Annotated in this window: 23 protein-coding genes; 14 read left to right on the top strand and 9 right to left on the bottom strand. The window is 44.5% G+C overall.

Annotated elements, in window-relative coordinates; genetic code table 11:
- Window positions 1-154 precede the first annotated feature (154 nt).
- A complete protein-coding gene (hemF, locus tag B9T29_RS02940; protein ID WP_086174487.1) occupies window positions 155-1099 on the bottom strand; it encodes an oxygen-dependent coproporphyrinogen oxidase in 945 nt (314 codons plus the stop codon).
- A 275-nt stretch (window positions 1100-1374) separates the two neighbouring features.
- Here hemF and hemN point away from each other — a divergent pair, with 275 nt between their 5' ends.
- Window positions 1375-2739: an oxygen-independent coproporphyrinogen III oxidase gene (gene hemN / locus B9T29_RS02935; RefSeq protein ID WP_086174486.1), complete on the top strand. Its 1365-nt coding sequence runs from the start codon at window positions 1375-1377 to the stop codon at window positions 2737-2739.
- A gap of 154 nt (window positions 2740-2893) precedes the next feature.
- On the opposite strand, the gene ribA is transcribed toward hemN, so the two are convergent.
- Window positions 2894-3496 carry a GTP cyclohydrolase II gene (ribA, locus tag B9T29_RS02930; protein WP_086174485.1) on the bottom strand — a complete coding sequence of 201 codons (603 nt, stop codon included), beginning with the start codon at window positions 3494-3496 and terminating at the stop codon, window positions 2894-2896.
- A gap of 308 nt (window positions 3497-3804) precedes the next feature.
- On the opposite strand from ribA, the gene dxs reads away from it, so the two are divergent.
- The 8 genes from dxs to B9T29_RS02890 all read left to right on the top strand — a co-directional run bounded on the left by dxs (window position 3805) and on the right by B9T29_RS02890 (window position 12671).
- Entirely contained in the window at window positions 3805-5712 is a 1908-nt protein-coding gene (gene dxs, locus B9T29_RS02925) for a 1-deoxy-D-xylulose-5-phosphate synthase (RefSeq protein ID WP_086174484.1), read from the top strand.
- 115 nt (window positions 5713-5827) lie between these two features.
- Window positions 5828-6658, top strand: a complete 831-nt coding sequence (locus B9T29_RS02920; RefSeq protein WP_086174483.1) for an inositol monophosphatase family protein — start codon at window positions 5828-5830, stop codon at window positions 6656-6658.
- 545 nt (window positions 6659-7203) lie between these two features.
- Complete coding sequence (locus tag B9T29_RS02915) at window positions 7204-9066, top strand: DEAD/DEAH box helicase (RefSeq protein WP_086174482.1); 1863 nt, start codon at window positions 7204-7206, stop codon at window positions 9064-9066.
- A gap of 387 nt (window positions 9067-9453) precedes the next feature.
- Window positions 9454-10272 carry an ABC transporter ATP-binding protein gene (locus tag B9T29_RS02910; protein WP_086174595.1) on the top strand — a complete coding sequence of 273 codons (819 nt, stop codon included), beginning with the start codon at window positions 9454-9456 and terminating at the stop codon, window positions 10270-10272.
- Window positions 10269-11048: a lipid asymmetry maintenance ABC transporter permease subunit MlaE gene (gene mlaE / locus B9T29_RS02905; RefSeq protein ID WP_086174481.1), complete on the top strand. Its 780-nt coding sequence runs from the start codon at window positions 10269-10271 to the stop codon at window positions 11046-11048. The genes B9T29_RS02910 and mlaE overlap by 4 nt, the downstream gene beginning before the upstream one ends.
- Window positions 11048-11719: an outer membrane lipid asymmetry maintenance protein MlaD gene (locus tag B9T29_RS02900; protein ID WP_086174480.1), complete on the top strand. Its 672-nt coding sequence runs from the start codon at window positions 11048-11050 to the stop codon at window positions 11717-11719. The genes mlaE and B9T29_RS02900 overlap by 1 nt, the downstream gene beginning before the upstream one ends.
- A gap of 18 nt (window positions 11720-11737) precedes the next feature.
- On the top strand, window positions 11738-12364 hold the full coding sequence (locus B9T29_RS02895) for an MlaC/ttg2D family ABC transporter substrate-binding protein (RefSeq protein WP_086174479.1): 627 nt from the start codon (window positions 11738-11740) through the stop codon (window positions 12362-12364).
- A gap of 16 nt (window positions 12365-12380) precedes the next feature.
- The gene (locus tag B9T29_RS02890; RefSeq protein ID WP_086174478.1) at window positions 12381-12671 is read left to right on the top strand and encodes an STAS domain-containing protein; all 291 of its coding nucleotides are present in this window, start codon (window positions 12381-12383) and stop codon (window positions 12669-12671) included.
- Window positions 12672-12899: 228 nt separating this feature from the next.
- Here the strand turns inward: B9T29_RS02890 and B9T29_RS02885 are convergent, their stop codons facing one another.
- Window positions 12900-13913 carry a CorA family divalent cation transporter gene (locus B9T29_RS02885; protein ID WP_086174477.1) on the bottom strand — a complete coding sequence of 338 codons (1014 nt, stop codon included), beginning with the start codon at window positions 13911-13913 and terminating at the stop codon, window positions 12900-12902.
- A gap of 149 nt (window positions 13914-14062) precedes the next feature.
- Between B9T29_RS02885 and B9T29_RS02880 the strand changes: the two genes are divergently transcribed.
- Both B9T29_RS02880 and B9T29_RS02875 read left to right on the top strand, forming a co-directional pair.
- Entirely contained in the window at window positions 14063-14665 is a 603-nt protein-coding gene (locus tag B9T29_RS02880) for a TIGR00730 family Rossman fold protein (protein WP_086174594.1), read from the top strand.
- Window positions 14662-15072, top strand: a complete 411-nt coding sequence (locus B9T29_RS02875; RefSeq protein WP_086174476.1) for an NUDIX hydrolase — start codon at window positions 14662-14664, stop codon at window positions 15070-15072. The genes B9T29_RS02880 and B9T29_RS02875 overlap by 4 nt, the downstream gene beginning before the upstream one ends.
- 94 nt (window positions 15073-15166) lie before the next feature.
- Here B9T29_RS02875 and B9T29_RS02870 read toward each other — a convergent pair whose 3' ends face one another.
- Together B9T29_RS02870 and recG are read right to left on the bottom strand one after the other, a co-directional pair.
- Window positions 15167-15799: a ComF family protein gene (locus tag B9T29_RS02870; RefSeq protein WP_086174475.1), complete on the bottom strand. Its 633-nt coding sequence runs from the start codon at window positions 15797-15799 to the stop codon at window positions 15167-15169.
- Between the two features lie 125 nt (window positions 15800-15924).
- Window positions 15925-17970, bottom strand: a complete 2046-nt coding sequence (gene recG / locus B9T29_RS02865; RefSeq protein WP_086174474.1) for an ATP-dependent DNA helicase RecG — start codon at window positions 17968-17970, stop codon at window positions 15925-15927.
- A gap of 35 nt (window positions 17971-18005) precedes the next feature.
- Between recG and B9T29_RS02860 the strand changes: the two genes are divergently transcribed.
- On the top strand, window positions 18006-18812 hold the full coding sequence (locus B9T29_RS02860) for an NAD-dependent epimerase/dehydratase family protein (RefSeq protein WP_086174473.1): 807 nt from the start codon (window positions 18006-18008) through the stop codon (window positions 18810-18812).
- A gap of 148 nt (window positions 18813-18960) precedes the next feature.
- Here the strand turns inward: B9T29_RS02860 and plsB are convergent, their stop codons facing one another.
- A complete protein-coding gene (gene plsB, locus B9T29_RS02855; RefSeq protein ID WP_086174472.1) occupies window positions 18961-21537 on the bottom strand; it encodes a glycerol-3-phosphate 1-O-acyltransferase PlsB in 2577 nt (858 codons plus the stop codon).
- A gap of 295 nt (window positions 21538-21832) precedes the next feature.
- On the opposite strand from plsB, the gene B9T29_RS02850 reads away from it, so the two are divergent.
- The gene (locus B9T29_RS02850; protein ID WP_086174471.1) at window positions 21833-22705 is read left to right on the top strand and encodes an acyl-CoA thioesterase; all 873 of its coding nucleotides are present in this window, start codon (window positions 21833-21835) and stop codon (window positions 22703-22705) included.
- 391 nt (window positions 22706-23096) lie between these two features.
- The gene (locus B9T29_RS02845; RefSeq protein WP_086174470.1) at window positions 23097-24332 is read left to right on the top strand and encodes a dicarboxylate/amino acid:cation symporter; all 1236 of its coding nucleotides are present in this window, start codon (window positions 23097-23099) and stop codon (window positions 24330-24332) included.
- Here the strand turns inward: B9T29_RS02845 and B9T29_RS02840 are convergent.
- From B9T29_RS02840 to yihA, 3 genes are all read right to left on the bottom strand, one after another.
- Window positions 24329-24748 (bottom strand): VOC family protein, encoded by a 420-nt coding sequence (locus B9T29_RS02840; protein ID WP_086174469.1) that lies wholly within the window; start codon window positions 24746-24748, stop codon window positions 24329-24331. The genes B9T29_RS02845 and B9T29_RS02840 overlap by 4 nt on opposite strands.
- A 124-nt stretch (window positions 24749-24872) precedes the next feature.
- Window positions 24873-25820, bottom strand: a complete 948-nt coding sequence (locus tag B9T29_RS02835; protein WP_086174468.1) for a metal-dependent hydrolase — start codon at window positions 25818-25820, stop codon at window positions 24873-24875.
- A gap of 151 nt (window positions 25821-25971) precedes the next feature.
- Window positions 25972-26844 (bottom strand): ribosome biogenesis GTP-binding protein YihA/YsxC, encoded by an 873-nt coding sequence (gene yihA, locus B9T29_RS02830; RefSeq protein ID WP_086174467.1) that lies wholly within the window; start codon window positions 26842-26844, stop codon window positions 25972-25974.
- Window positions 26845-26875 lie beyond the last annotated feature (31 nt).

Raw genomic sequence — 26875 nt, 5'->3', positions numbered from 1 at the left:
TTTTTCTTCTTTTTATGGTGTGGCTAAGTATTTAAGTTACTTTAAGATATTGATTTTAATTATTTAATTTTTTGATGTGTCGATTTAATTTTAAGATTTATTTCAATAGAAAAATCCCTCTTTCTGCTCAGAAAAAGGGATAGAAACTTTTAATTTATTTTTTAAGTTCGCTCAACCAGTCATGCGGTTTGAGATAATAATCAGTTAAGCGTTTTTCAGGCGAATTTTCTTCCCACTCGGGACGATACGACCAGGCAGCAAGCGGTGGCATACTGACTAAAATGGATTCAATGCGACCACCGGTTTGCAGGCCAAATAAAGTGCCACGGTCATAAACCAGATTATATTCTACATAACGACCACGACGGTAAAGCTGAAAATCGCGTTGTGCTTCAGTATAAGATTTATCCTGATTGCGTTTAAAGATAGGAAGAATCGCTTCCAGATAACCATTGCCGACGGCCTGAATATATTGAAAACAGGTTTCAAAGTCCCACTGGTTCAAGTCATCAAAGAATAAACCGCCAATCCCACGTTGTTCATCGCGGTGCTTTAAATAGAAATAATCATCACACCATTTTTTGTGTTCCGCATAAACCGTATTGCCAAATGGCGCACACAGATCATGGGCCTTTTGATGCCACGCCAGAACATCTTCATCATTCGGGTAGAAGGGGGTTAAGTCGAAGCCACCACCAAACCACCAGATTGGATCCTGACCTTCTTTTTCAGCCACAAATAAACGTACGTTGGCATGCGAAGTGGGTACATTGGGATTGTTCGGGTGAATGACTAAAGACACGCCCATGGCCTGGGCTTTGGCTCCGGTAATTTGTGGATGACGCTCTGTGGCAGAAGCCGGAAGTTTGGAAATGTTGATGTGAGAGAACATCACACCGCCTTTTTCAATCACCGTACCGTTTTGCAACACACGTGAACGACCGCCACCGCCTTCAGGGCGCTGCCAATCATCAATTTCAAACCGAGCTGTGCCACCACCGGCTAATTCTTGTTGCTCTAGGGCAGCACAAATACGCGCTTGTAAATCGACTAAAAAATCATGCACACGTTGAATATCATTAGAAGTCGGATGTTGCATCAGAACGCTCATGGGGGATTATTAAAAAACTCATCACATCAAAACATAAATTGCATAAAAGATTAAGGATTTTATGCAGCAGGATGTTTTCTTGAAACGGATGCAATCATTTTTGTTCAGGCTTTGCTTCGACGTGAGCACTGAAAAATATTCCGACTTTTTCACTAGGTTGAATTCTATGATCAAGCTCAGCAAAATGGGTTAAATATGTGATGCAAAATATTGGCTTGGTTATGGGTATAACTGGCTGTTGCAGTGAAGAGTGGATATTTAATATGACGAGTTCTTTAATTCAAAAATATAATGTACCGGGACCCCGTTATACCAGTTATCCAACGGTGCCGTATTGGGAAGTCGAGCCATTTTCGCTTGAGCTGTGGAAACAGACCTTAAAGCGTTCCTTTGATGAATCTAACCCAAGCGAAGGCATTAGTCTGTATATCCATCTGCCTTTCTGTGAAAGCTTGTGCACTTTCTGCGGCTGCCATAAACGGGTAACCAAAAAGCATGAGATGGAACAGCCTTATATTCAGGCCGTGCTCAAAGAATGGGACTTGTATTGCCAACTACTGGCAACAACGCCGAAAATTAAAGAAATTCACTTAGGCGGCGGCACGCCGACCTTCTTTTCGGTTGAGCATTTACAACAGCTAATTCAAGGCATTTTGGCAAAGGCAGAGGTGGCTGCCGAGCATGAGTTTAGCTTTGAAGGTCACCCGAATAATACCACCCGTGAACATCTGCAAGCCTTATATGATCTGGGTTTTCGTCGGGTCAGTTACGGGGTTCAGGACTACAATGAAACCGTGCAAAAAGCCATCCATCGGATGCAGCCTTTTGAACATGTACAGCGTGTAACGGAGTGGGCACGTGAAATTGGTTATACGTCCATTTCCCATGACCTGGTCTTTGGCTTACCTTTTCAAAATCTGGAAGATGTACTAAATACCATTGACCAAACCAGCAGTTTAATGCCAGACCGTTTAGCGTTTTATAGCTATGCCCATGTGCCGTGGATTAAGGGCAATGGTCAACGCGGTTTTAAAGATCACGATGTGCCTAAAGATCAGCTGAAGCGCCAGCTTTATGAAGAAGGCAAGAAGCAGCTTTTAAAGCATGGTTACCATGAAATTGGTATGGATCATTTTGCCTTAAGTCGGGACAGTATGTATCAGTCTTTTCAGGCCGGAACTTTGCATCGTAATTTTATGGGCTATACCTCATCCAAAACGCAAGTGATGATTGGCTTGGGGATTTCTTCCATTAGTGACAGCTGGTACAGCTTTGCACAAAATGAAAAGAAACTGGAAGATTATTATGCACGTTTAGAGCTGGATGAAATTCCAGTGGTCAAAGGTCATGTGCTGAATACAGAGGATTTAATCATCCGCGAACATATCTTAAATTTGATGTGTACATTCAGCACGTCCTGGCAATCCGAAGCTATGCAGTTTCCTGAATTGCCCGAAATTTTGCTGCAACTTGCAGAAATGCAGCAGGATCAATTACTACAGCTTGATGAGCAGGGCATCACCGTGACTGAACAAGGCAAGCCTTTTGTGCGTAATATCTGTATGGCCTTTGATTTGCGCTTAAAACGTCGGGTTCCGGAAAACCGGATTTTCTCGATGACGATTTAGAATCCCTCCTTGCGGAGCAGTGCTCCTCACCCTTTAAAAAAGGGAGGCTTCCCTAAATTCCAATAAGTGGAAAGGGAAAACTCCCTCCTTTAGTAAAGGAGGGTTGGGGTGGATTTGTATCAAAGTCGGGGAGATTTATAAAATAAAAAGGATATTAAAAATCGCCTTTCTTATACATATGCGCCATGCGTTCATGTTTGGTTTTTAGATATTCTGCATTGAAAGGATTTAAACCGACAGTTAGCGGCACACGATCGACCACATCAATACCCATTTCTTGTAGCGCCTGAATCTTGGAAGGATTATTGGTAATCAGTTTCACCTGTTTGACCTGCAAATGGTCGAGCATGATGGTGCACATGTCATAGCTTCGTGCATCCGCCGGCAAGTTCAGCATTAAATTGGCATCGACCGTATCATGTCCCTGATCCTGCAAGGCATAGGCACGAATCTTGTTGGTCAGCCCAATGCCACGGCCTTCCTGACGTAAATACAGAATAACGCCTTGACCGACTTCATTGATTAATTTTTGTGTGGCTTGAAGCTGTGGACCGCAATCGCATTTGAGTGAAGAAAAGGCATCACCGGTTAAACATTCAGAATGAATCCGCACCAATACCGGTTCAGTAGGGGGAGTGTCTAAGCCTTTAGAAAGAGCTACATGTTCTTCACCTGTTTTAGGGTCTTGAAATACCGTGATTTTAAATTCACCAAAAGCGGTTGGTAATCTTGAAGTCGCGACAAACTCTATAGGCACTGCTTAACTCGTTAAATAGTTCATTAATTAGCTAAAGTATAGCTGAATGCTTGGACATTAGTTGAATTGTAAAGATGAATTTATGCAGAAGATTTCCTTTTTTGTATAAAGCGAACGATAATGGTTGATAAATAGTAAGATTATTCAGGATAATCTCGCTCATGAACAAACACCCAGTATAGAGATTTGCCTCTAAACTGCATCGCTAGGAATGTGGCTGATTTAAAGGTGATACAATTCGACCATTGTGCTCGATAACCCGTTTACCTAGCTTAGGATTTGCCAGGCTTTAGAAGGCTTTGCCATTTATGTTGTATACAGAAATACCGACTCACCGCCCTGTAACTCCGTTGCTGGATGCAATTGATCATCCTCAACAATTACGATTGCTCGAGCGCAGCCAATTAGAAAAAGTGGCGGATGAGTTACGTCAGTACATTTTGTATGCGGCAGGACAGAGCGGTGGCCATTTTGGTGCCAATTTGGGTGTAATCGAGCTGACCGTTGCTTTGCACTATAGTTTTAATACCCCGCATGATCGCCTGATTTGGGATGTCGGTCATCAGGCCTATCCGCATAAAGCCTTAACCGGTCGCCGTGAACAACTGACCACCATTCGTGCCAAAGACGGTCTGGCTGCTTTTCCGGCGCGTGAAGAATCGGTATTCGATACCTTTGGCGTTGGTCATTCTTCTACTGCAATTTCTGCGGGCTTAGGCATGTCACTGGCACGCCGTTACCAGAAAGATCCTTGTGAAGTGGTTTCCATTATTGGCGATGGCGCAATGACGGCCGGCATGGCCTTTGAAGCCATGAATGATGCCGTTGCCCATCAGGCCGACCTTATGGTAGTGCTGAATGACAATGACATGTCTATTTCATGCAGTACCGGCGGTTTTGCCAAACATTTGGCTGCCATTTGGGAACGCGGTGAATCAGTGAATATTACTGATGAGGGCGAAGCGTATATCCAGCCGCATCCGGAATGGACTTACAATTCACGTTTGCACTGTGCTGCTACTGAAGCTGCGGACAACCTGTTTAAAGCCATTGGTTTTGATTATTTTGGTCCGTTCGACGGGCATGATGTCAATCAGCTGGTACAGGTCTTTGATGCCTTAAAAAAACGTAAAGGCCCACGTTTAATTCATGTCTATACCAAAAAAGGCAAAGGCTTTGCGCCAGCTGAAGCCGACCAGATTAAGTACCATGCCATCAGTAAATTAAATGCTACATCTTCAAGCAATACCGCACCAAAATATTCCGATGTGTTTGGACAATGGCTATGCGATGAAGCTGCACAAGATCAGCGCTTGCTGGCCATTACGCCGGCCATGTGTGAAGGTTCAGGCATGGTGCAGTTTGCCAAACAGTTTCCTGAACGCTTTTTTGATGTGGCGATTGCCGAGCAGCATGCTGTGACATTAGCTGCCGGTATGGCATGTGAAGGACTGAAGCCTGTTGTTGCGATTTATTCGACCTTCTTGCAGCGTGGTTATGACCAGCTGATTCATGATGTAGCCTTACAAAATCTGGATGTCACTTTCGGCATTGACCGTGCAGGGCTGGTCGGTGAAGATGGCCCAACCCATGCTGGTGCCTATGACTATGCCTTTATGCGTACCGTACCCAATATGGTGATTATGGCGCCTAAAGATGAAAATGAATGTCGTCAAATGTTACATACCGCTTATTTATATAAGGGACCTACAGCAGTGCGTTATCCGCGTGGTAATGGGGTCGGTGTTGAAATTCAGCAACAATTGACTGCTTTGGAGATTGGCAAAGCAGAAATTGTGGTCAGTTTGAATGAACAGCAAGATGAACAGATCAGTATTCTGGCATTCGGTAGCCGTGTCAGTGCGGCGCTAGAAGCGGCACAAGTCTTGGCAGACAGTCATGATGTTGGTGTGCGTGTCGTAAACATGCGCTTCGTTAAACCTCTGGATGAACAGATCATTGATCAACTGGCTGCAACCACCAGCCTGTTTGTGACTGTGGAAGAACATGCCGTGATGGCCGGGGCAGGCAGTGCAGTGAATGAGTATTTAGCTCAGGCGCAAATTGTTAAACCTATATTGAATTTGGGATTAGCAGACATCTTCATGCATCAGGCTTCACATGCACAGATGCTGCAACAGGCCGGGCTGGATGCCAAAGGCATTGAAAGATCAATTGAATTGGCTTGGTTGAAACTTGTGCAGTCGGTATCCTGAAGCATTTTAAAATTTTAGAAACATTTTTTCCCTAAAAGCCCTCATATTTGCTAAAATGTGAGGGCTTTTATGCATTATTCTTTATCAATATCTTCAAATTTGTAGTGGGTGTTCAATGGAACCTATGGTGGTGATGGCTGCGCGTGCGGCTCAATTAGTTGGTCAAGAGCTTTTAAAAGCGCATCAGAATCGTCATAAACTCGATCTACAAGTCGAAGAAAAAGGGATTGATGGTCCGGTAACGCGTGTAGACCGTTATTTGGAACAATTGACTATCGATACTCTACGTAAAAGCTATAAAAACCACAGCTTCCTTGGTGAAGAGTTTGGTCTGCAAGAAGGTAAAGGTCACGACGCCGACTGGTGTTGGGTGATCGATCCGCTTGATGGGACTTTAAACTTCATTAACGGCTTCCCGCATTTCTGTATTTCTATTGCTGTTCAACACAAAGGTGTGACTCAACACGGTGTTATTTATGACCCTGTGAAAGACGAGTTATTCTCTGCAAGTCGTGGTCGCGGTGCAATGTTGAACCAACGCCGTATTCGCGTAAATGTCAAAGACAGCCTGCAAAATACTTTCCTTGCCGTAGGTCATGCTTACCGTGCGAAACGTAACGGTGAAGTGATTTCTTATGCGAAAAACCATTTCAACTCATTATTAAACGTGACTGAAGCGGGTGCACAATACCGTCGTGCAGGTTCGGCTGCATTAGATTTGGCTTATGTGGCTGCAGGTCGTTTAGATGGTTATTTTGAACTGGGGCTGAAACCTTGGGATATCGCTGCAGGCGAGTTAATCGTGAAAGAAGCGGGTGGTACTGTAGTGGATGCGCGTGGTGGTGCCGATTCTATGGAAAATGGTCAAGTACTTGCTTGCTCTATGAAAATGCTCAAACCTTTAATGCAAGCTGTTGTTCCAGCTTGGGGTGAAGCAGCCAAGTAAGATCGATTGAATCGAGTGATATGACAAAAAAAAGCTCTCCTTGTGAGGGCTTTTTTTTATTCTTGAATTAAATTCGTGATTTACTGAAAATACCCGTGGATCAAGGTTTGAGCGCATTGTTATTCAGTACAAAAAGGTTACAATAAGGATTGTTTAAAAATTAAACAAAATTGAGTTATAAAATAGGCTGTTACTGAAAAAAACAGTATTTATGCACAATTTAATCGAAAAAAATGATTACTTTTTAAAATGATTCTGTTATTATGCCGCCACGCACTTAAATTTCCGTTCTTTACCTGAACATTATCTTCTAATCATTGTATGCGCGTCCTGTCCATAGAGAGGACATATCCTTCGCGCCCCAATCGCTTAAGCGATTCCTTCAGGTTTGCGGCCGTAATCATGCGTGCGTTATATCCACATCGTCGTTATTCGGATCGCTGCTGAATCTTATATTTTTCAGCTCTAATTGCTGTGCCGCTTTTTGCCGATGTCCATATTGTAATTTATTAAATGGAGCACCCACTTCAGGGTGAATACTCTCTATGAGCAAAACTTTTGCTGATTTTTCCCTCGATGAGTCATTAACACAGGCTCTTGAAGGTTTAGGCTTTACTACGCCAACTCCTGTACAAGAACAAGCGATTCCTGCTGCACTTGAAGGTAAAGACCTTTTAGTATCAAGCCAAACAGGTTCTGGTAAAACTGCTGCATTCTTGCTTCCAACTTTGAATGCGCTTGCAAATCAAGAAACTTTCGTACCGTTTAAAGAGCGTATGAAAGCGGTTACTCAACCATCCATTTTAGTGATTTCTCCTACTCGTGAGTTAGCACAACAAGTATGTCAAGATGCGATTGCACTTGTACGTCACATGAAAGGTGTTCGTGTTGCTGCGATCATGGGTGGTATGCCTTTTGGTAAACAAATCCAGCAGTTAAAAGGCGCACAAGTGGTTGTAGCGACTCCAGGTCGTTTACTTGACTTGGTTAACCGTCGTCAAATCAAACTTGATAAAGTTGACTCATTAATTGTCGATGAAGCTGACCGCATGCTTGACCTGGGTTTCTCTGAAGACCTAGAAGCAATTGGTGACTTGGCTGCAAACCGCAAGCAAACACTTATGTTCTCTGCGACTTTTGCACCACGTATCATTACGCTTGCTGAACGCATGATGAATGATCCAATGCGTATCTCGATCGAAACTGGTCACTCTACAAACACTGACATCACTCAGACTTTGCACTGGACTGATGGCTTTGAACACAAGAAAAAATTACTTACTCACTGGTTAAACGAAGAAGACGTTGATCAAGCAGTAGTATTTGCGTCAACTCAAGAAGATACAGATATGTTGGCTGAAGAACTTGCTGAAGCAGGTTTATCAGTTGTAGCGCTTCATGGTGCTATGCCACAAACTGTTCGTAACCGTCGTTTACGTAGCATCCGTGAAGGTCGTGCAAAAATCCTAGTTGCAACTGACGTGGCTGCTCGTGGTCTTGACGTACCAACAATTTCACACGTAATTAACTTCGGTCTTCCTATGAAGAACGAAGACTATGTACACCGTATTGGTCGTACTGGCCGTGCGGGTCGTACAGGTAAAGCAATTACTCTTGCTACTTACCGTGAACGCGGCAAGATCCGTGCTTTAGAAGACTTCCTAGATGCACGTTTAAATGTATCTGAAATTGAAGGTCTTGAGCCATCTCCACCTCCTGCACGCGGTAGTCGTGATGGCGGTGGTCGTGGTCGTGACGGCGGTGGTCGTGGTCGTGGCGGTTTTGGCGGCGGTCGTGGTCGTGATGGCGGTGGCCGTAGTCGTTTTGAAGGCGAAAGCAACTTCAAACGTCGTGAAGGCGGTGATGATCGTCCACGTCGTAGCTACGATGACAAACCACGTGGCGAACGTCCAGCATTCGGTGGAGAAGATCGTCCACGTCGTGACTTCGGTGATCGTCCAGCTCCACGTCGTGAAGGTGGTTATGGCGATCGTCCACAACGCTCTTTTGATGACCGTCCTAAACGTGATTTCGGTGATCGTCCAGCTCCACGTCGTGAAGGTGGTTTTGGCGACCGTCCACAACGTTCTTTCGATGATCGTCCAAAACGTGATTTCGGTGATCGTCCAGCTCCACGTCGTGAAGGTGGTTATGGTGATCGTCCGCAACGCAGCTTTGGTGACAAACCGCGTTCTAACGATGACAACCGTGGTAACCGCGTAGACTATAAACCAGCTCGTGAAGGCGCAGATCGTCCACGTCGCGAATTTACTGGTGACCGTCCACAACGCAGCTTCGGCGACCGTCCTAAGCGTGATTTTGGCGACCGTCCGCAACGTAACTTTGGCGAAGATCGTCCGCAACGTAACTTTGGCGAAGATCGCCCACGTCGTAAATTTAACGACTAAAAACGTTAGATTTTGATAGTAAAAAACCGGTGGAAACACCGGTTTTTTTATGAGACTAATCTTTAACCTTATCGAATAAAAATGTATACTAAGTCATATTTTATTTTCATTCTGTTAAATATGAATAATGAATCTCATCATTATGTATGGAATTTTAATCAAGAGGTGATTATGCCTTATATTGGTTTGATTTTATTACTATGCAATATTGCATACTATATCTATAATTCTTTTTAATAACTCAGTATCCTGTTGGGTAAAATAGCTACACTACAATTAAAAAATAAAAATTATGGTAAATTGGTTGCTTTTTATCTAAAGGTAACATTTTAAACCCGAATCCTTTATAGTATGCATGCTGAAAAAAATGCAGGAAAACCCTCGGCTATGAATAATCAAATACCTCAGCAAGCTCAATCTTGGATTGAAGTCCATGACTTGAGCTTTAAACGAGGGAAACGTGTCATTTTCGATAATGTCAGTTTAACAATTCGACGTGGCCAGATTACCGCCATTATGGGGCCTTCAGGTACCGGTAAAACTACTTTGCTGCGTCTGATTGGTGGTCAGTTGACGCCTGAGCACGGTAAAATTCTGTTAGATGGCCAAAATATTGCAGATATGTCACGTCAGGAATTATTTGCTGCACGTGCCCGTATGGGCATGCTGTTCCAAAGCGGTGCCCTGTTTACCGATATGAGTGTCTATGAAAATGTGGCTTTTCCTTTACGTGCCCATACTCAACTTTCTGAACATCTGATTGCCGAGCTGGTGGCACTTAAACTGGAAGCGGTGGGCTTACGTGGTACTGAAAAGTTGATGCCTGCAGAATTGTCTGGCGGGATGAACCGTCGTGTTGCTTTGGCCCGTGCGATTGCGCTAGATCCGGAACTGATCATGTACGATGAACCTTTTGCCGGCCAAGACCCGATTGTAAAAGGGGTACTTGCCCGTTTAATTCGTACCTTGCGTGAAGCACTGGATTTAACCACGATTATTGTGTCGCACGATGTGGGTGAAACCTTATCCATTGCCGATTACATTTACATTATCGCGGAAGGGGTTATTCAGGGTGAGGGTACGCCGGCTGAATTAATGCAGCATGAATCGGCATTTGTCCGTCAGTTCTTAACCGGGGCTGCTGAAGGTCCTGTCGATTATCAGTTTAGTCATAAGGCTTATTTAAGTGATGAGGTGCGTTCATGAATGCTATTGCCTCATTAGGTAGACGCGTCATTGAACGTGTTCAGGGGATAGGTGTAGCAACCCAGATGTTGCTGCAAATCCTGTTTTCCATGCCGACCTGGCTCGGGGTCAAACTGTTTCTTTACCAAATGTACCGTATTGGTGTGATGTCTTTATTGATTATTGCCGTATCGGGTTTATTCATCGGTTTAGTGCTTGGTTTACAAGGCTATTCCATTTTGGTAAATATCGGCTCAGAAGCCATGCTTGGCACAATGGTGTCTTTAACCCTGTTAAGAGAGTTGGCTCCTGTCGTGGCGGCATTACTGTTTGCAGGGCGTGCCGGTTCGGCTTTAACGGCTGAAATAGGCCTGATGAAAGCCACAGAGCAGCTGGCCAGTATGGAAATGATTGGGGTCGATCCGCTGAAACGTATCGTTTCCCCTCGTTTATGGGCCGGTATTGTCAGTCTGCCGATGTTATCAATCATTTTTGGTGCGATTGGCATTATGGGCGGTAAAATGGTCGGGGTCGATTTTTTAGGGGTAGATGAAGGTTCTTTCTGGAGCGGGATGCAAAATAGCGTGCAGTTCTATAAAGATATTTTCAACGGCACCATTATTAAAAGCTTGGTTTTTGCATTAATTTGCACATGGATTGCGGTCTATCAGGGTTATGCCTGTGTGCCAACGTCGGAAGGAATTGCAACATCGACTACGCGAACAGTAGTGTATTCCTCATTGTGTGTTTTGGGTTCTGATTTTGTGTTGACTGCGGTCATGTTTGGAGGTGTTTAATGAAATCACGTGCAAGTGAGCTGGCCGTAGGTATTTTTGTCATTCTTACAGGTATTGCCTTATTTTTCTTGGCTATGAAAGTGAGTGGCTTGGTGGGAACAAACCTGCGTGACAGCTACAACATGACCGCAAGTTTTGACAATGTGAATGGCCTAAAACCGCGTGCCAAAGTCACCATGAGTGGCGTGACCATTGGTCGTGTCACGGATATTACCCTTGATCCGGTATCACGTTTGGCAACGGTGTATTTTGAGCTGGATGGCAAGTTAACATCTTTCAATAAAGAACAGCTGAAAAAGGTTAAAGCCAATGCTTTGGAAGAATTGCGCTATAGCACAGAATACAGTGAAGCAGCTCCTGCGAAACAAAAAGAAATGGAAAAGCAACTGGCTGATAACATGAACTCCATCACTAGTATCGATGAAGATGCTTATATTATGGTTGCAACCAATGGTTTATTGGGCGAAAAATATTTGAAAGTTGTTCCAGGTGGTGGTCTGAACTATGTCAAACGTGGTGAAAGCATTGCCAATACCCAAGGTACGATGGATCTTGAAGATTTAATCAGTAAATTTATTACTGGTGGTGCAGGCAAGTCATCAGCTAAGGCGGCAGAAGAAAAAACATCAACTGAATCAACAGAAGATGCGCAAACTTCATTTGTTGAATAATTTTGAGAGGAGAATTTCGTGAATACCTTACTTAAACATACACTTGGCATAAGTGTTTTATCAACAATGATCGCAAGTACTGCATTTGCAGCACCGACTGAAACGCCACCGGCTTTTGTTAAAAAAGTAGCAGATGGTCTGGTTGCTCGTTTAAAAGCGGATCAAGGAAAATTGCAAAACAATCCTGCTGCGGTGAAAGCGATTGTGCGTCAAAATCTTGATCCTTATATTGATTCACAAGCCTTTACACGTCTGGTCATGGGAACCTATGCCACCAATCAGTACAGTACGGCTGCTCAGCGTGCCAAGTTTGAACACAATTTTCGTGAAACTTTAATCGAAAATTACGGTACAGCTTTTGTTAAATATACCAACCAGACTTATAGCCTGCGCCCATATAAAGAAACAAATAGCAAAAATCCTGTGGTCACGATTGATTTCAACAACAAAGGTGAAAAAACCCCTGTATCTTTCCAGTTGGTGGATAAAGGCAATCAATGGAAAGTACGTAATATCAATGTAGCGGGTATTGATTTAGGTTTACAGTTCCGTAATCAGTTTGCTGCAACGGTAAAACGTAATGGTGGCAATATCGATAAAGCTATTGCGAACTTTGAACCCGATGCATCTGTAGATAAAAAATAACCGGGAAGGGTGTTCAGTGATTCAATTCATTCATCAGGAATTGCAGGTTTCCGGCAAAATAGATTATGCCAATGCAGAGGACTATTACCAGCAAGGTTTAAAACTGATTCAATCGCAGCATCAGTTTCCTGTGGTGGTCAATCTGGCACAGCTGGAACAGGGCAGTACGCTGGCACTGGCAGTACTGGTGCGCTGGTTGCGTCAGACCCCGAAAGCTCAGGGTCTGCAATTTAAAGCAGTGCCTGAGAAAATGATGAAAATCATTCAGGCCTGTCATTTGCAAGATGATCTGCAATTGATTGCCTGAATACTGAAAGATAAAAAAGCACCGCAAGGTGCTTTTTTAATGTTTATAGAAATAACCAAATAAATTAGTGAAGTTCCCTCTCCTTTTAGGAGAGGGTTAGGGTGAGGTAATTATGTAAAAACCCTCTCTCTAGCTCTCTCCCAGAGGGAGAGAGGATTCCATTATTCACTTTAAAAAAGGTTAAATATTTGAGGACTTAATCTTAGTTCTAAAAAAATATGAACTTCATCAAATCCATTTTTTCCAGCGGAAATAGATCAGCGGTCCAATAAAGAAGGCCACTAAAATAATGCCGACCATAATAAAACTGGTCGCTCCTCGGGCAAATGGCAGCACATCGGTATTCATGCCATAGATACTGGCAACCAGCATCGGTGGTGCGAGCATGCTTGGCAAGATCGAGAATCGACGGATAGTATCGTTCTGTTCGGTATTAATGAATCCGGAAGTAGTGTCGAGTAAAAATCGAACCTTTTGGAACAGGAAGGCATCATGTTCTACCAGAGATCGCACATCTTCACTGAGTTCTCGAATATCGGCATCATAAATATGACTGCCTAAAGCACGCGGACGCGACAAGAAAGTCAGTACCCGACGTAAATCGATCAAACACAACTGTGCCTTTCCGAGCATATCTTCCAATTGTGCCAGACGGGTAATCATGTCATCCAGATCGAGAATTTGTTCACGATGGCGGTTGTTCAATACTTCTGTGGAATATTTTTCAAGGTCTTTGTGGATATCTTCCAGGATATCCGCAAGTTCATCCAGTTTGGCTTCCAGTAAACCGAGCAAAACCCAAGTCGGGTCTTTGTAGTCAATTTCATAGTCGTTACGACGGGCACGGGCACGGAAAGCACGGAAGGCCACCAGTTTTTCACCGCGCAGGGTAAACAGGTGTTGTTTATGCAGAATAAAAGCTACCGTTTGCACGGTTGCTAAAATGCTCGAGTTGTCATCGGTTTCGCCATCGACCTGAAAATTTTTATTTTTCGTCAAAAAATAGGTACTGATATGTAAAATACCGTCATCATCACGGTAGAATCGTGCCGATGAAGAAATATCCTCCAAGGATTTTAGCGTCGGTAAATTTTGCTCATAAGCATCTAGCACCCATTGTTGTTCTTCTTGTGATGGGGCAATGAGATCGATCCACACTAAATCCGGGTGGAGATCAAAACCACCATTGATGGTGGCATCTTCCAAACTACCGCGCTCTGTGGCGTAAAAGGCTTCAAGCATGCTGTCTTTTCCCTGCGCAGTATAGGTGAATTGATGGGTGTATTTTAGACAAGGAATTGAATAAAAACACTGATTCAATCGCTTTTTTATTAAAAAATCTCCTGAAAATTTACTTTATTAATATGACATCTGCAAAACAGGCTGAAACAATGACGAAATCGATCGCAATTTTTTGTGGCTCAGCTTTAGGCACCGACTCGATTTTTTTAGATACCGCGCAAAAAATGGGACAAACCATCGCCCAGCAAGGGAAAACCCTGGTTTATGGTGGTGGACGTTCAGGCCTGATGGGGGTGGTGGCCGATAGTGCTTTACAGGCAGGTGGCAAAGTCATTGGGGTAATCCCAAGGGTGTTGGTGGATCATGAGCTGGCTCATCCGCATTTAACCGAATTGCATGTGGTTGCGAATATGCATGAACGCAAAACCAGAATGTCGGAACTTTCTGATGCCTTTATTGCCTTACCGGGCGGTGCAGGTACGCTGGAAGAGATTTTTGAGCAATGGACCTGGTCACAGCTCGGTATTCATTTGAAACCGTGTGCATTTTTAAATGTGGCCGGATTTTACGATGATTTGCTGAAATTTATTCAGTTGACCACAGTAAAAGGTTTTACCCAGCCACGTTTTGCAGACAGTATGATTGCTTCGGATTCCATTGAAGAGATTTTGCAACAATTTGACGCTTTTCGAGCGCCACAACAGAAATGGGGAATGGTGGTGGATCAGGAAGTCTTGGTGAAACATGCATGAAAATCATTACTGTCGCAGCGGCCATTATTTTAAATGATCAACAGCAACTTTTAGTGGTGCGTAAACGTAATACTTCCTGCTTTATGCAGGTGGGCGGAAAGTTAGAGCCGAAAGAACCGCCTGAAGAAACCATGCTGCGTGAAATTCAGGAGGAAATTGGTTGTCAGGCTTTAATTCAGCAATTTGTCGGTCGTTTTGAAACTGCAACTGCCAATGAGCCGGATCATCAGCTGGTGAGTTATCTATATTATGTGACTTTAGATCACGCACCGAAAATTGCAGCTGAAATTGCCGAAATGAAGTGGGTAAGTCTGGATGATCAGAGTACGCCACTTGCACCACTGAGCACGCAAATTGTGATGCCTTGGGTAAAGCAGTTTTTAACAGCCAAGGCCATTATTTCCTGATCAGGACAACGACTTTCTGACTTATATCTGCCTCCTGTATTATGCCTGCATAGCTCAAGCTAAAATCGGGATCTGGGATAATGTCTTCTTGGTTTTATGGCTCTGCACTGGCTATACAGGCGGCATAGATTTGCTGACAGCCTAATTCGTCTAACTTGGTTTTTAAGGCATGTAGTGAACTGCCAGTTGTAACTACATCATCCAGCATCAGCACTTTGCGGTAACGAATTTTAGGCTGTGCTGCAATCACAAATTGTTGCCCGATCTGGTCGAGGCGTTCTATCCGACTCATGCCTTTTTGCGAATGTTGCGCCAGCCGGGACACCGGTTGCCAGATCGGGATATTCAGGTGTTTTGCCAAGATCTTTGCCAGCACTAAAGACTGGTTATAGCCACGTTCTGCCAGCCGCTGATTGGAAATGGGCATCGGCACGATGGCCTGAATTTTTGGAATGCGAAGTTGGGTTAAAGTACCTGCCAGCAGTGTCTGAAAATGTAGCTGTTGTTCATATTTGAATTTCTGAATGATGCGATCCATCGGGTAGTCATAATGACAGGCGACCTGAATACTCATTTCTTGACGTTGAACCACATTTTTAAACCATGGTAATTTCTGCCAGCAATCTGTACAGACTGAATGATGGCGTTGATGGTCTACGCCACAGAGTACGCAAGGGGAAATCCCTTGGATGGCTTTGTGCATGAATGGCTGAATAAATTGCAGCATATTTTCTTCTTCTTTTTATTGAATATTAATTTTGCACAGCAGGTATTTAAGTGCAACAGTGGCAGCATCCATGCTGCTCACGGCATAATCAATAACTGACTTAGGCCGTTATTTAAAATTATTTTTTACACATAGGCATAGCGCGGCGCTTCCGGCAGCCAGCGTTTTAACAAGGCGTCGGCATTTTCCGGATAGTCTTTCAAAATTTGCTGGGCGACATAATGCGCCTGATTGAGTAAATGATCATCACGTTCCAGTTTGGCCACACGAAAGCCCATATCCCCGGTTTGCTTGGTACCCAGCAACTCACCCGGACCACGAATTTCCAGATCCTTTTCGGCAATGATAAAACCATCGTTGGTTTCACGCATGATGCGCAGCCGTTCCTGTCCATTTTGCGACAATGGATTTTTATACAGTAGGGCGCAGAAACTGGCGGTTGCTCCACGACCAACACGACCACGCAGCTGATGTAACTGCGAAAGTCCTAAGCGTTCGGCATTTTCAATCACCATGATGGATGCATTGGGCACATCAACGCCCACTTCAATCACCGTGGTGGCAATCAACAACTGTAATTGATTGTCTTTAAATTGCTGCATCACCGACTGTTTTTCATCGGCTTTCATCTTGCCATGTACCAGACCAATGTTGAGCTGTGGAAAACGTTCCTTAATTTCCTGATAAGTTGCTTCAGCAGCCTGTGCATCCAGCGTTTCCGATTGTTCCACCAACGTGCAGACCCAGTAAGCCTGTTTGCCTTCAGCACAGTTGGTGGTAATACGCTGAAGCACTTCTTCACGGCGATCCAAAGGAATGGTGACGGTTTGAATCGGGGTACGTCCTGGCGGCAGTTCATCAATCACCGAGGTATCCAGATCACCATAAGCGGACATGGCGAGCGTGCGTGGAATCGGTGTTGCAGTCATCACCAGTTGATGCGGCGTCATGCCATTTAAGCCTTTGTTGCGTAAAGCCAAACGCTGATCGACCCCAAAACGATGCTGCTCATCAATAATCACCAGGCCGAGTTTGGCAAATTCAACATTTTCCTGAAACAGGGCATGAGTACCGATCACTAAATTTGCAGTGCCTTCTTTAATTGTTTGTTCTGCTGCTGTGCGCGCTTTACCTTTTTGTTTGCCTGAAAGCCAAGAAACATTCAATCCCAGCGGTTCAAACCATTTTTTAAAATTTAAATAATGCTGTTCAGCCAAAATTTCTGTCGGTGCCATCAGCGCCACTTGCCAACCTTCTTCCAAGGCATGACAGGCTGCAACCCCGGCGACCAGCGTTTTACCGGCACCGACATCGCCCTGAACCAGACGCAGCATCGGTTTGTTCTGTTTTAAATCCTGCACAATTTCTTTGGAGACACGCTTTTGCGCACCAGTCAGGCTAAAAGGCAAGCCGGCCAAAAGTTGTTTGGCAAAATTTTTACTGGCCGTGAAGGAGGGCGCTTCGATCTGCTGGATATAGGCACGCCGTGCAAGCAGACTAATTTGATGGGCAACCAGTTCTTCAAAAATCAGGCGCTGCTGTGCCGGATGAGAACCTTGTGCCAGTTGTAACATATTGGCATTTAATGGCGGTTCATGAATATATTCCAGTGCCTGTTTTAGCGCATAACCATTGGTGAATTTTTCCGGTAATAATTCAGGTAGGTCATCACTATGCTGTTTTAGTGCCTGTTTGACATATTCACGCAGTTTGGGCTGGGTTAGGCCATCGGTTGCAGGATAAATCGCGGTGAGCTGGGTTTTCGGCAACGGTGTGTGTTCGGTAATCAGCTGAATTTCAGGATGATACAGTTCCAGACCACGTGCACCCACGCGAACTTCACCAAAAATGCGCAAGTGATTACCGACTTTTGCACGGTCAGTCAGGGCTTTATAGACATGATAAAAACGTAAGGTGACTTTGCCAAAATCATCCTGTAGCTGTATGGCCATAGATTTACGCTTGCCGGGTGGAAAATCGACCCCTTTAACGATTCCTTCCAGCAAATAGCTACGCCCCACGGACAATTGGTTCATGGGGATGATCGTGCTACGATCTTCATAATCACGCGGCAGATGAAACAGCAAATCATCTGTGCTAAAGATATTCAGTTTTTCCAGTAATGCAGCAGAGGCAGTTCCTACCCCTTGCAATTGATGGACTGCAGCCATGTCCCCTCAACTTGAGTTAATTCATCAGGTGCTTAATGCATATATTATTTATAGGTTATGGTAAAACATCTACCCGGGTTGCTAAACAATTATTTCAGCAAGGGCACCAAATTACCACAATCAGCCAAAGTCCGAAAACTGATGTCTATGCAAATCATCTGATTCAGGATGTACATCAGCTTAATTTAACTCAGATCACGCCCATAGATTGGGTCTATGTTTTATTGTCGCCGTCACAAAGTACTATGCAAGGCTATCAACAGACTTATGTTGATACAGTGGCTCCAATTGCCAATGCTTTAAAACAGCATCCAGTGCAAAGAATTGTCGTGGTGTCCTCGACCCGTATTTATGGTGAAAATGCCGGTGAGGGTATTGATGATGAATCTGCTATTCGGCCTGTGGATGAGCAGGGCCGATTACTCTGGAAAATGGAGCAGCTTTATCAGCAGGCATTTCCAGAGCGCTGTGTGGTGATTCGTCCTACAGGGATTTATGGCACTTCTGTCGCCAGAATGATCAAGCTGGCTGCAACGACCCAAAGTTACCCTCAAATTCACTGGTCTAACCGGATTCATATTGATGATCTGGTGAAATTCCTGGTGCAGTTGATTCACGTGGAACATCCTGAAAAATCTTATATTGTTACGAATAATCAGCCGATTGCTCTGCATGAAATCATTCTATGGTTTCAACGGCAGTTGAATTTACCTGAACTGGTTTTGCAAAGTAAAAAGGAAACCGGTAAACGGATTTATGCAACACGAATGAAGGAAATGGGCTTTCAGTTAGAACATGAGGATTGTTTTAGTGATTATGCAGAATTGTTAAAGGTGAAGTAAATGCCACTTTGATATTTGAAGTTCCTCCTCCCTAGGGGAGGAGGTTAGGAGGAGGGTTCTTTAATTAACCTTTCCCTAGTCCTCACACTTGCGCTAGATTTAAAGCAGTGCTTTATCTCTAGCTCAGGAGGGGGACGCAGAAGGAAGATTATTTCTTCTTGCGTTTCAAACGACGTTTCGCCTGCTGTGCCGCAACTGCATCCAAAGCTTCTTTCAACTCTTCATCACTAAAAGTAGTAATGTGCTGAAGCATTTGCAAGGTTACATCATCCAGCACCAGGTTGGCGTACTGCGCGACATTCTGGAAGTTCTCATCAAACACAATGGCGTTATCTTCATTGTTGCGAATATAACCTTGTTGAGTCAGCACTTTAATAAAACTCTGGAACAGCGATTTATCAAAGAACTCTGGTGAGTTGAACTCATACAGTACCGACAGACGCTGACCCACCAGATGACTGAGCTCTTCCACCTGACGGGTAGAAATATTGCCTGAACCGCGCTGGGTAATTAAAGCCAGCGTCATGTAATAACGTTCCAAACTTTGCATCACAGGAGCAGCAAGCACCACCAGCTGGTTATGATCTTCCGAATTTGGTGCAGGGGAAAGCAGGTTGCCCTCATTATCTTCAGAAATCAATTTGGCCTGAATCAGCGCTTCTGCATAGGCACAGATTTGATCTTTCAGCTCTTCATCATTCCATTTTAAGAACAATTCCGCTTTCAGGAATGGATAAAGCGTGCGGATGACATTAATCAAATCGCCACGGCGGATCGAACCGTTATGTTCTACCAGTGCGGCAATTAATGAAGGCAACACGAAGGCATGCAGGATGTTGTTACGGAAATAAGTCAGCAGTACCGCCTGATTGTCTTCAATGGCAATAATATCGCCTAGAACATGTTTCACCCGTTTAATCAGTTTCAGTTTTAAACCGTAGGCAATGATTTCCTTACCTGAAAGCGGTGTTACCTGAGTACGTGCATCATAAGGCAATGCAGTCAATAGTTTACGGTAGGCATCCAGCTGCTTGATGCAGATCTCTTCATCCAGGGTATGTTTCGGGGTTGCGAGCAGGATCAGAGAAAGTAACGATACCGGATTGATCACCACGGCACGGTTAATATTTTCCAAAATTGCATGTGCCGAGCTAGTAACTGCATCCGAAACTTCTTGAGGGATCGGGTCATCATTTTTGGCAATTTTAATATTGTCTGCACCATGCTGTTTCAGCATGTCATCCAGGAAAACCGGTTCACCAAAGTTCACATGCACTTGACCGAAGATACGTTCGATTTTGCGCAGGGTTTTCATAATGCCCATGATGGATTCAGATTCTTTATCTTTACCGTTCATTTCACCGACATAGGTGGCACCTTCCATCAGGCGTTCATAGCCAATATAAGTCGGTACAAACACGATCGGTTTAGAACGGCCACGTAAATGCCCGTGCACGGTCATGGCTAGCATACCGGTTTTGGCTGGCAGCAAGCGTCCTGTACGTGAACGGCCACCTTCAATAAAATATTCCAGTGGCGTGTTACGGGAAAGAATGTTGAAAAGATATTCTTTAAATACAGTAGTATATAGACCATTACCACGGAAAGTACGGCGAATAAAAAATGCACCGCCACCACGCAATAATTGACCCACAAAAGGCATATTTAAATTATCACCCGCAGCAATGTACGGCACCATCATGCCACGTTTATAAATCACATAAGACAGTAATAAATAGTCGATGTGACTGCGGTGACAGGGAGTGTAGATAATTTCGTAGTCTTTGGCCAGTTCACGCACGGTACTGAAATTATGCACCTCTACGCCGTCATAGAGCTGAGTCCATAAACGGGTCAGCGCCATGTCGGCAAAACGCACGGCTGAATGCGAATAGTCAGATACGATCTCGTTTAAATAGCCAATGGCACGACGTTCAGCTTCAATCATGCTAATTTTGCCACGGATACTTTCACGGCGGATGGCATCCTGAACATCACTGGCCTTGATCAGTGAATGTACCACGTTACGTCGGTCTGAAAGATCTGGGCCCAGTACCACTTCACGTTGACCATCTAAATAGTTGTTTAAGGTATTGAGAATATAAGTCGCAGGAGACAGGTTTGGATGGGTCTGTTGGGAAAATTCGATCAGTTGACGCAAAGACTGGCCCTGATGAAATTCCAGATAAGACTGACGACCATGCAAGCCAATATTTACCAGCTGTTTGACCGTACCTGGTGTTGCCCAGGTGTCGGTAAAGAGCAGTTTCAGCCAGGAATCTTCTTTGTCTGGCGAACGCCCCCAGAGTACGGTCACCGGAATCAGTTCAATATCAACCTGAGGATGATGTTCCAGAATGTCGATCAGGCGCAATAACCGTGGTGGAAAGGCATGTGGCGGAGGGTTGAGCAGGTTGTTTTCATCATGATGCTGCAAGAACAGCACCGATGCTTTTTCCTTGTGGTCACCCACCACCAATGGATTTAATGCCGGTGACAGTTTAAGACGACGGGTTTCACCATCGACAATCAGCGCATTACTGCGCGAGTAATTTTGTAGCACATAGCACACCACTTTTTGCTGAACAGGGTGCTCTGTCTGGGAATTTGCTTCTGTAGTTGTCGGTTCAGTAGGAACCTCACCAAGAACATGTGGGGTTACCACCAGGTCAAGCAGCTTACTGGAAAGCTGACGATAGATTTGACCAAAGCCACTCTTGGACATACATACTCCTACTTAAATGACCGAAACCACAGATTTTCTGAGGGGAAATAGTTTTGCATCATTGTAATTTAAAACAATATGTCATTTTCTGACAAAATGCATATTGAGTGTTAAATTTTATCGTTAAAAATCGTATTTTTAGCGAATATTCCGCACAAATAGCGTGACAGGTCAGTCAGTCTAACTCTAGGGATTTAGTCTGGATTTGTGGCAGAATAGGGTGAATAGCTTAGCTGATTGCTTGAAATTTTTCGCCTACATTTTAGGTATCCCCCCATTAAAAAATAGGTCGCTTATGAATGCCTTAACCCAAGAACTGGTTGAATTACTGAGCCTGGAAAAAATTGAAGAAAATATTTACCGAGGGCAAAGCCGTAACCTGGTGGGCAAGCGCGTCTTTGGTGGACAGGTGCTGGGGCAGGCATTACGCGCAGCATCCTATACGGCGGATCGTCCTGCACATTCATTGCATGCCTACTTTTTATATGGCGGAGATGTCAACGCACCGATTATTTATAAAGTAGACCATCTACGGGATGGTAAGAGCTTTGTCAGCCGCCAAGTACGTGCCATTCAGCATGGACGCACTATTTTTACCGCCATGGTTTCATTTGCCAGCCCGGAAGAAGGCTTGAATTATCAAATCTCGGAGCCGGAATATCCTGCCGTTGAAGATTTAAAAAATGAAGCTGAATTAAAGACACAGCTGGTCGAATTCGTGCCGGAAAATGTGCGTGCCAGTTTTATGCGTGACCGTCATGTGGAAATTCGCCCGGTCAATCCGCAAAATCCTTTCCAGCCTCAACCTGAAGCGCCGTCTTATGCGCATTACATCCGTACCCATGGCCAGATTGCCCAGAAGGTCGATGAAATTTCATTGCATCAGGCTATTGCTGCTTTCTATTCGGACTTTACCTTAATGACCACGGCCTTGCGTCCGCATGGGTTAAGTTATATTTCCCCGAGTTTGCAATGCGCCAGCATTGACCATGCCATGTACTTCCATAAGCCATTCCGTGTTGATGAGTGGATGCTCTATGATATGGAAGCCACCATTAGTGCCAGTTCGCGTGGACTGAATTTCGGCCGCATGTGGCAAAATGGTGAGCTGGTGTGTAGCACGACGCAGGAAGGTTTGATTCGCCTGCGTGAAATTGAAACCCAATAAGGACTGCAATGTCATAAAAAAACCGGAGCTGCTGTCCGGTTTTTTTATACTTGTCTTGATGATTTTGATTTAATGGCAGCGAGGGATGTCCTCGGAGATGTCTTTATGGCAGCCATGGTCTGGATGGGCAAATGCCACGCTGATATTCAGAAGCAGTGCAGTCATGAGCATGATTTTTTTCATATCGATTCTCTTTTAATTATTGGCTAGATGAGTGTTTATCAATAAGCAGATTTTATGCCATCAGTTGATCAAAGTATTGCTGATTCAGATAAAGTGAGCCACTGGCTTTAATCTATTTATGCTGAGCTTGTGACAAAAAATTCCTCGATTCTAAAAATAGGCCATGGCATAGTGCCAGTCAGGACTTAATGATAAAAAGCATGTCGTGATGAGCTTAAATACACAAATATTGATTGCTGCAATCTTAGGGGTAGCATTTGGGTTTCTGTTAAATCTGTTTCCAAATACCCAGTTTTTTAATCTCAGTCTTTATGGTTTGGGGTTGGCCAGCAGCATCTTTATTGGTTTGTTGAAAATGCTGCTGATTCCGCTGATTTTCAGTTCAATTGTGGTTGGTGTGTCGAATTTGCAGGCCGGTGGACAACTGGGGCGGGTCTGGAAAATTACCCTGCTGTGCTGTGTCACCACCACCACTTTGGCGCTCATTTTGGGCTTAAGCTGTGCCCATCTGTTTAATGTGGGCAAGGGCGTGGATATTATAATGTTTCAGGATGCCATGAGCAGCCATCAAACGCCAGATACCTTAACGCCATCGTCCTTCTTTACCAATTTTATTCAGAACACCTTGATTAACCCGTTTAAGGCCTTTGCTGAAGGCAATGTGCTGGCGGTAGTGGTATTTGCCCTGTTGATTGGCGTAGCGCTGGTCAAAGGCGGAGATAATTTCCGCAGTGTGCGTAAATTAAGCCTGCAATTTTTTGACATCATGATGCTGATGATTAGCTGGGTCATGAAGCTGGCACCGCTCGGTATTTTTGCCTTGCTGGCAAAACTGATTTCAACTGAAGATATTTCGGTGTTAAGCCGTCTGGCCGAGTTTGCCGCCGTGGTGACTGGAACCACCATTTTTCATGGCGCGGTGGTGTTGCCATTATTACTCTGGGTGTTTGGAAAAATGAGTCCAGTGACCTTTTTCAAGGGTACCCGAGCCGCGCTGATTACTGCATTTGCCACCAGTTCCAGTTCGGCAACCATGCCACTGTCGATGAAATGTGCGCAGGAAAATTTAAAGGTACGTCCCCAAACCGCAGGCTTTGTGATTCCCTTGGGCACCCAGCTGAATATGGATGGTACGGCGTTGTATGAAGCTGCTGCTGCCTTGTTTATTGCCAACCTGATGGGGCTGGACTTGAGTATCGGTCAGCAACTGATTGTCTGTGCAACAGCCATGATTGCCTCTCTGGGTGCGCCAGGGATTCCAAGCGCAGGCATGGTCACCATGATTATGGTATTGCAATCGGTTGGTTTACCGGCAGAAGCAATTGCGATTTTACTGCCGATCGACCGTTTGCTGGATACTGTGCGTACCGTGGTCAATGTTCAGGGCGATATGATGATCAGTGTGGTGGTGGATCGTTATACCCGTGAACCGCAAGTCGATTAATCCATTTCCCAGCTGGGATTAAACACAATTTCCCAGATATGGCCATCCGGATCTTGGAAATAACCGGCATAGCCGCCGTAAAAGGTGGCTTGTGCGGGTTTAATGATTTTGGCACCAGCACGTGCTGCCTGAGCCATGACCTGATCCACTTCCAGTGGGCTATAGACATTGTGTCCTAAAGTCATTTGAGTGGCACACATCGGCGTGAGCTCTAGTTCGGTATCCTGTTGGATGCTGCTTTGTGGCCATAACGCCAGTTTCAGACCTGATTGCAATTCAATAAATGCCACAGCGCCATAATTAAATTCCTGTCCAATAATTCCTTCACAGTGTAGGCCCAAGCCTTCACGATAAAAATGCAAAGATGCTTCCAGATCGCGCACCCCCAGTGTAATGACTGAAATCCGTGCTTGCATACGGTTATCCTTATTGTTGTTTTCTTGGACTTTTATCTTAGAACAAATAAAAAGCAGGGCATAAAGCCCTACTGTGGTTAAATTGTATACATGAATTAAACGATCAAATGAATGATGAAAAGGACTAGGCCACTTTCAGTTTGGCTGCGCGTTTGGCAGCAGGGGAGCGATTGAGATAAGCAATGGCATCTTCAGTCTTGGCTTCATGCAGTGGATCGTACCATGGCATTAAATAGCCCAGTTGCTGTGAAATCAGCCAGAATGGACTGGGCATTAAATTGTTGTCACGCTGGGCAATGGCATACCATTCGCGCCAGATCCACGGTTTGTAAACGGCAGGACGGATAGACTGAAAACGCGGATCCTGCTTGAGCAGATGCGCTGTACCATCAACCCACAAGCCAATGACCGCCACAATCACAATTACGCTTAAATAATAACGGGCAATATAGCCGCCACCTAAATGACGGTACAAATCAAAGGCTACGGTACGGTGCTCAATTTCTTCTGCACCGTGCCATTTGATCAGATCCAGCATGGCCGGATCAGCACCCAGTTTTTCCCATTCCTGATTATACAGGGCATATTTTCCCAGTACGCAGGTCATGTGTTCCACGGTGGCAATAATGCCGAGACGAAATAAGTCCCATGGATGTTCAAGCAATTTAGGCACTTTTAAACCCAAAGGCTGATCCGCAAGTAATTTCGTAAACAGGAAATTCATCACATCCAGATTGCGCTGGATATCAATGTTGCGTGCAGTTAGATATTCTGTGTTGGCTGCGTTGTGTGCCTGAGCATGCATGGCTTCCTGACGGACAAAGGCCTGTACATCCTGTTTCAGTTTTTCATCCTGAATCTGCGGTAAAACCTTGTTATATAAACGACAGAACCAGAATTCACCGGCAGGTAAAATCATATTGATTTCATTAATGAAATAGCTGACATAAGGCTGCTGGGGAATCCAGTCAATCGGGGTGTCCTGCCACTCGAATTTTACTTTACGCGGGTGAATATGATAGGCAATCGATGAGCCGAGTTTGGAATTTCTTAAACGGGAGAGAAGTTTCATCATACAGTCCTTATTGTTTTAGCGTGCAGTGCTGCACTTGCGCTTAAGGTCAGTATGAAAAAAATGTCCCGTATTGTGATTAGCAATACAGGACACTGGAATATCATTTGATGATGATTTTGGTCGGACAATCTGGCTCGATCAGATCCTGTCAATCAGCTTGTCGGCTTGCATCGGTGGCGTCTTCGGCAATTTCGGTCTCACACTCTTCCTCTATTGCATCTAAAGATTCGAGTGGTTCATCCAGATCATTGAGTTCATCGGCAGTGGCTTCTGGGATGCTGTCCAAATCGAACTGGGTGGATTGCTCAAGGGTAAAGTTCAAACGGCCACCCATCACACTGGCCAGTTCTTCTAGGCCTTGCTTGTTGAGTGACGAGAACAATTGAATCGAGAATTGCAGCTTCATTTTCTTCAGTGCAGCTTTGACTTCCTGCAAGGCTTTCGATGCAGGACCGCGATTCAGTTTGTCTGATTTGGTTAATAGCACATGCACGAACAATTTACGTGAGTGAGCCCATTCCAGCATCATGACATCGAAATGTTGCAGTGGATGACGAATATCCATCAGCAATACCAGACCTTGCAAGCTCTGACGGTGAATCAGATAGTTCTCCAGTTCTTTTTGCCACACAATTTTCATGGCTTCCGGTACGGCTGCATAGCCATAACCCGGCAAATCGACCAGACGCTGGTCTGGGTTGCCCAAACTAAAAAAGTTGATCATCTGGGTACGACCCGGCTTTTTCGAGGCACGTGCCAACTGCTTTTGATTGGTTAAGGCATTAATGGCGCTGGATTTACCGGCATTGGAACGACCGGCAAAAGCAATTTCATAACCGCTATCTTCCACACAAAGATTCAGCTTGGGCGCACTCATTAAAAATTCAGCTTTACGCAACCAGTTCAATGCGCGAACAGAGTACTCAGTAATGGCAGAATCAACTTTTTTCTCGTAGCTGATCTTTTGCTTAGGCGCACTGGCTGTCTTACTGTTTTTGGATTTTCCTCTGCTGTGATGCATAACTCAACTTCAATAAATGATCTACAAGCGA

Source organism: Acinetobacter sp. ANC 3903, from assembly GCF_002135315.1.
Classification (GTDB): Bacteria; Pseudomonadota; Gammaproteobacteria; order Pseudomonadales; family Moraxellaceae; genus Acinetobacter.
Note: the sequence above shows the minus strand (reverse complement) of the source record. Positions and strands in the feature narration are given on the sequence as shown.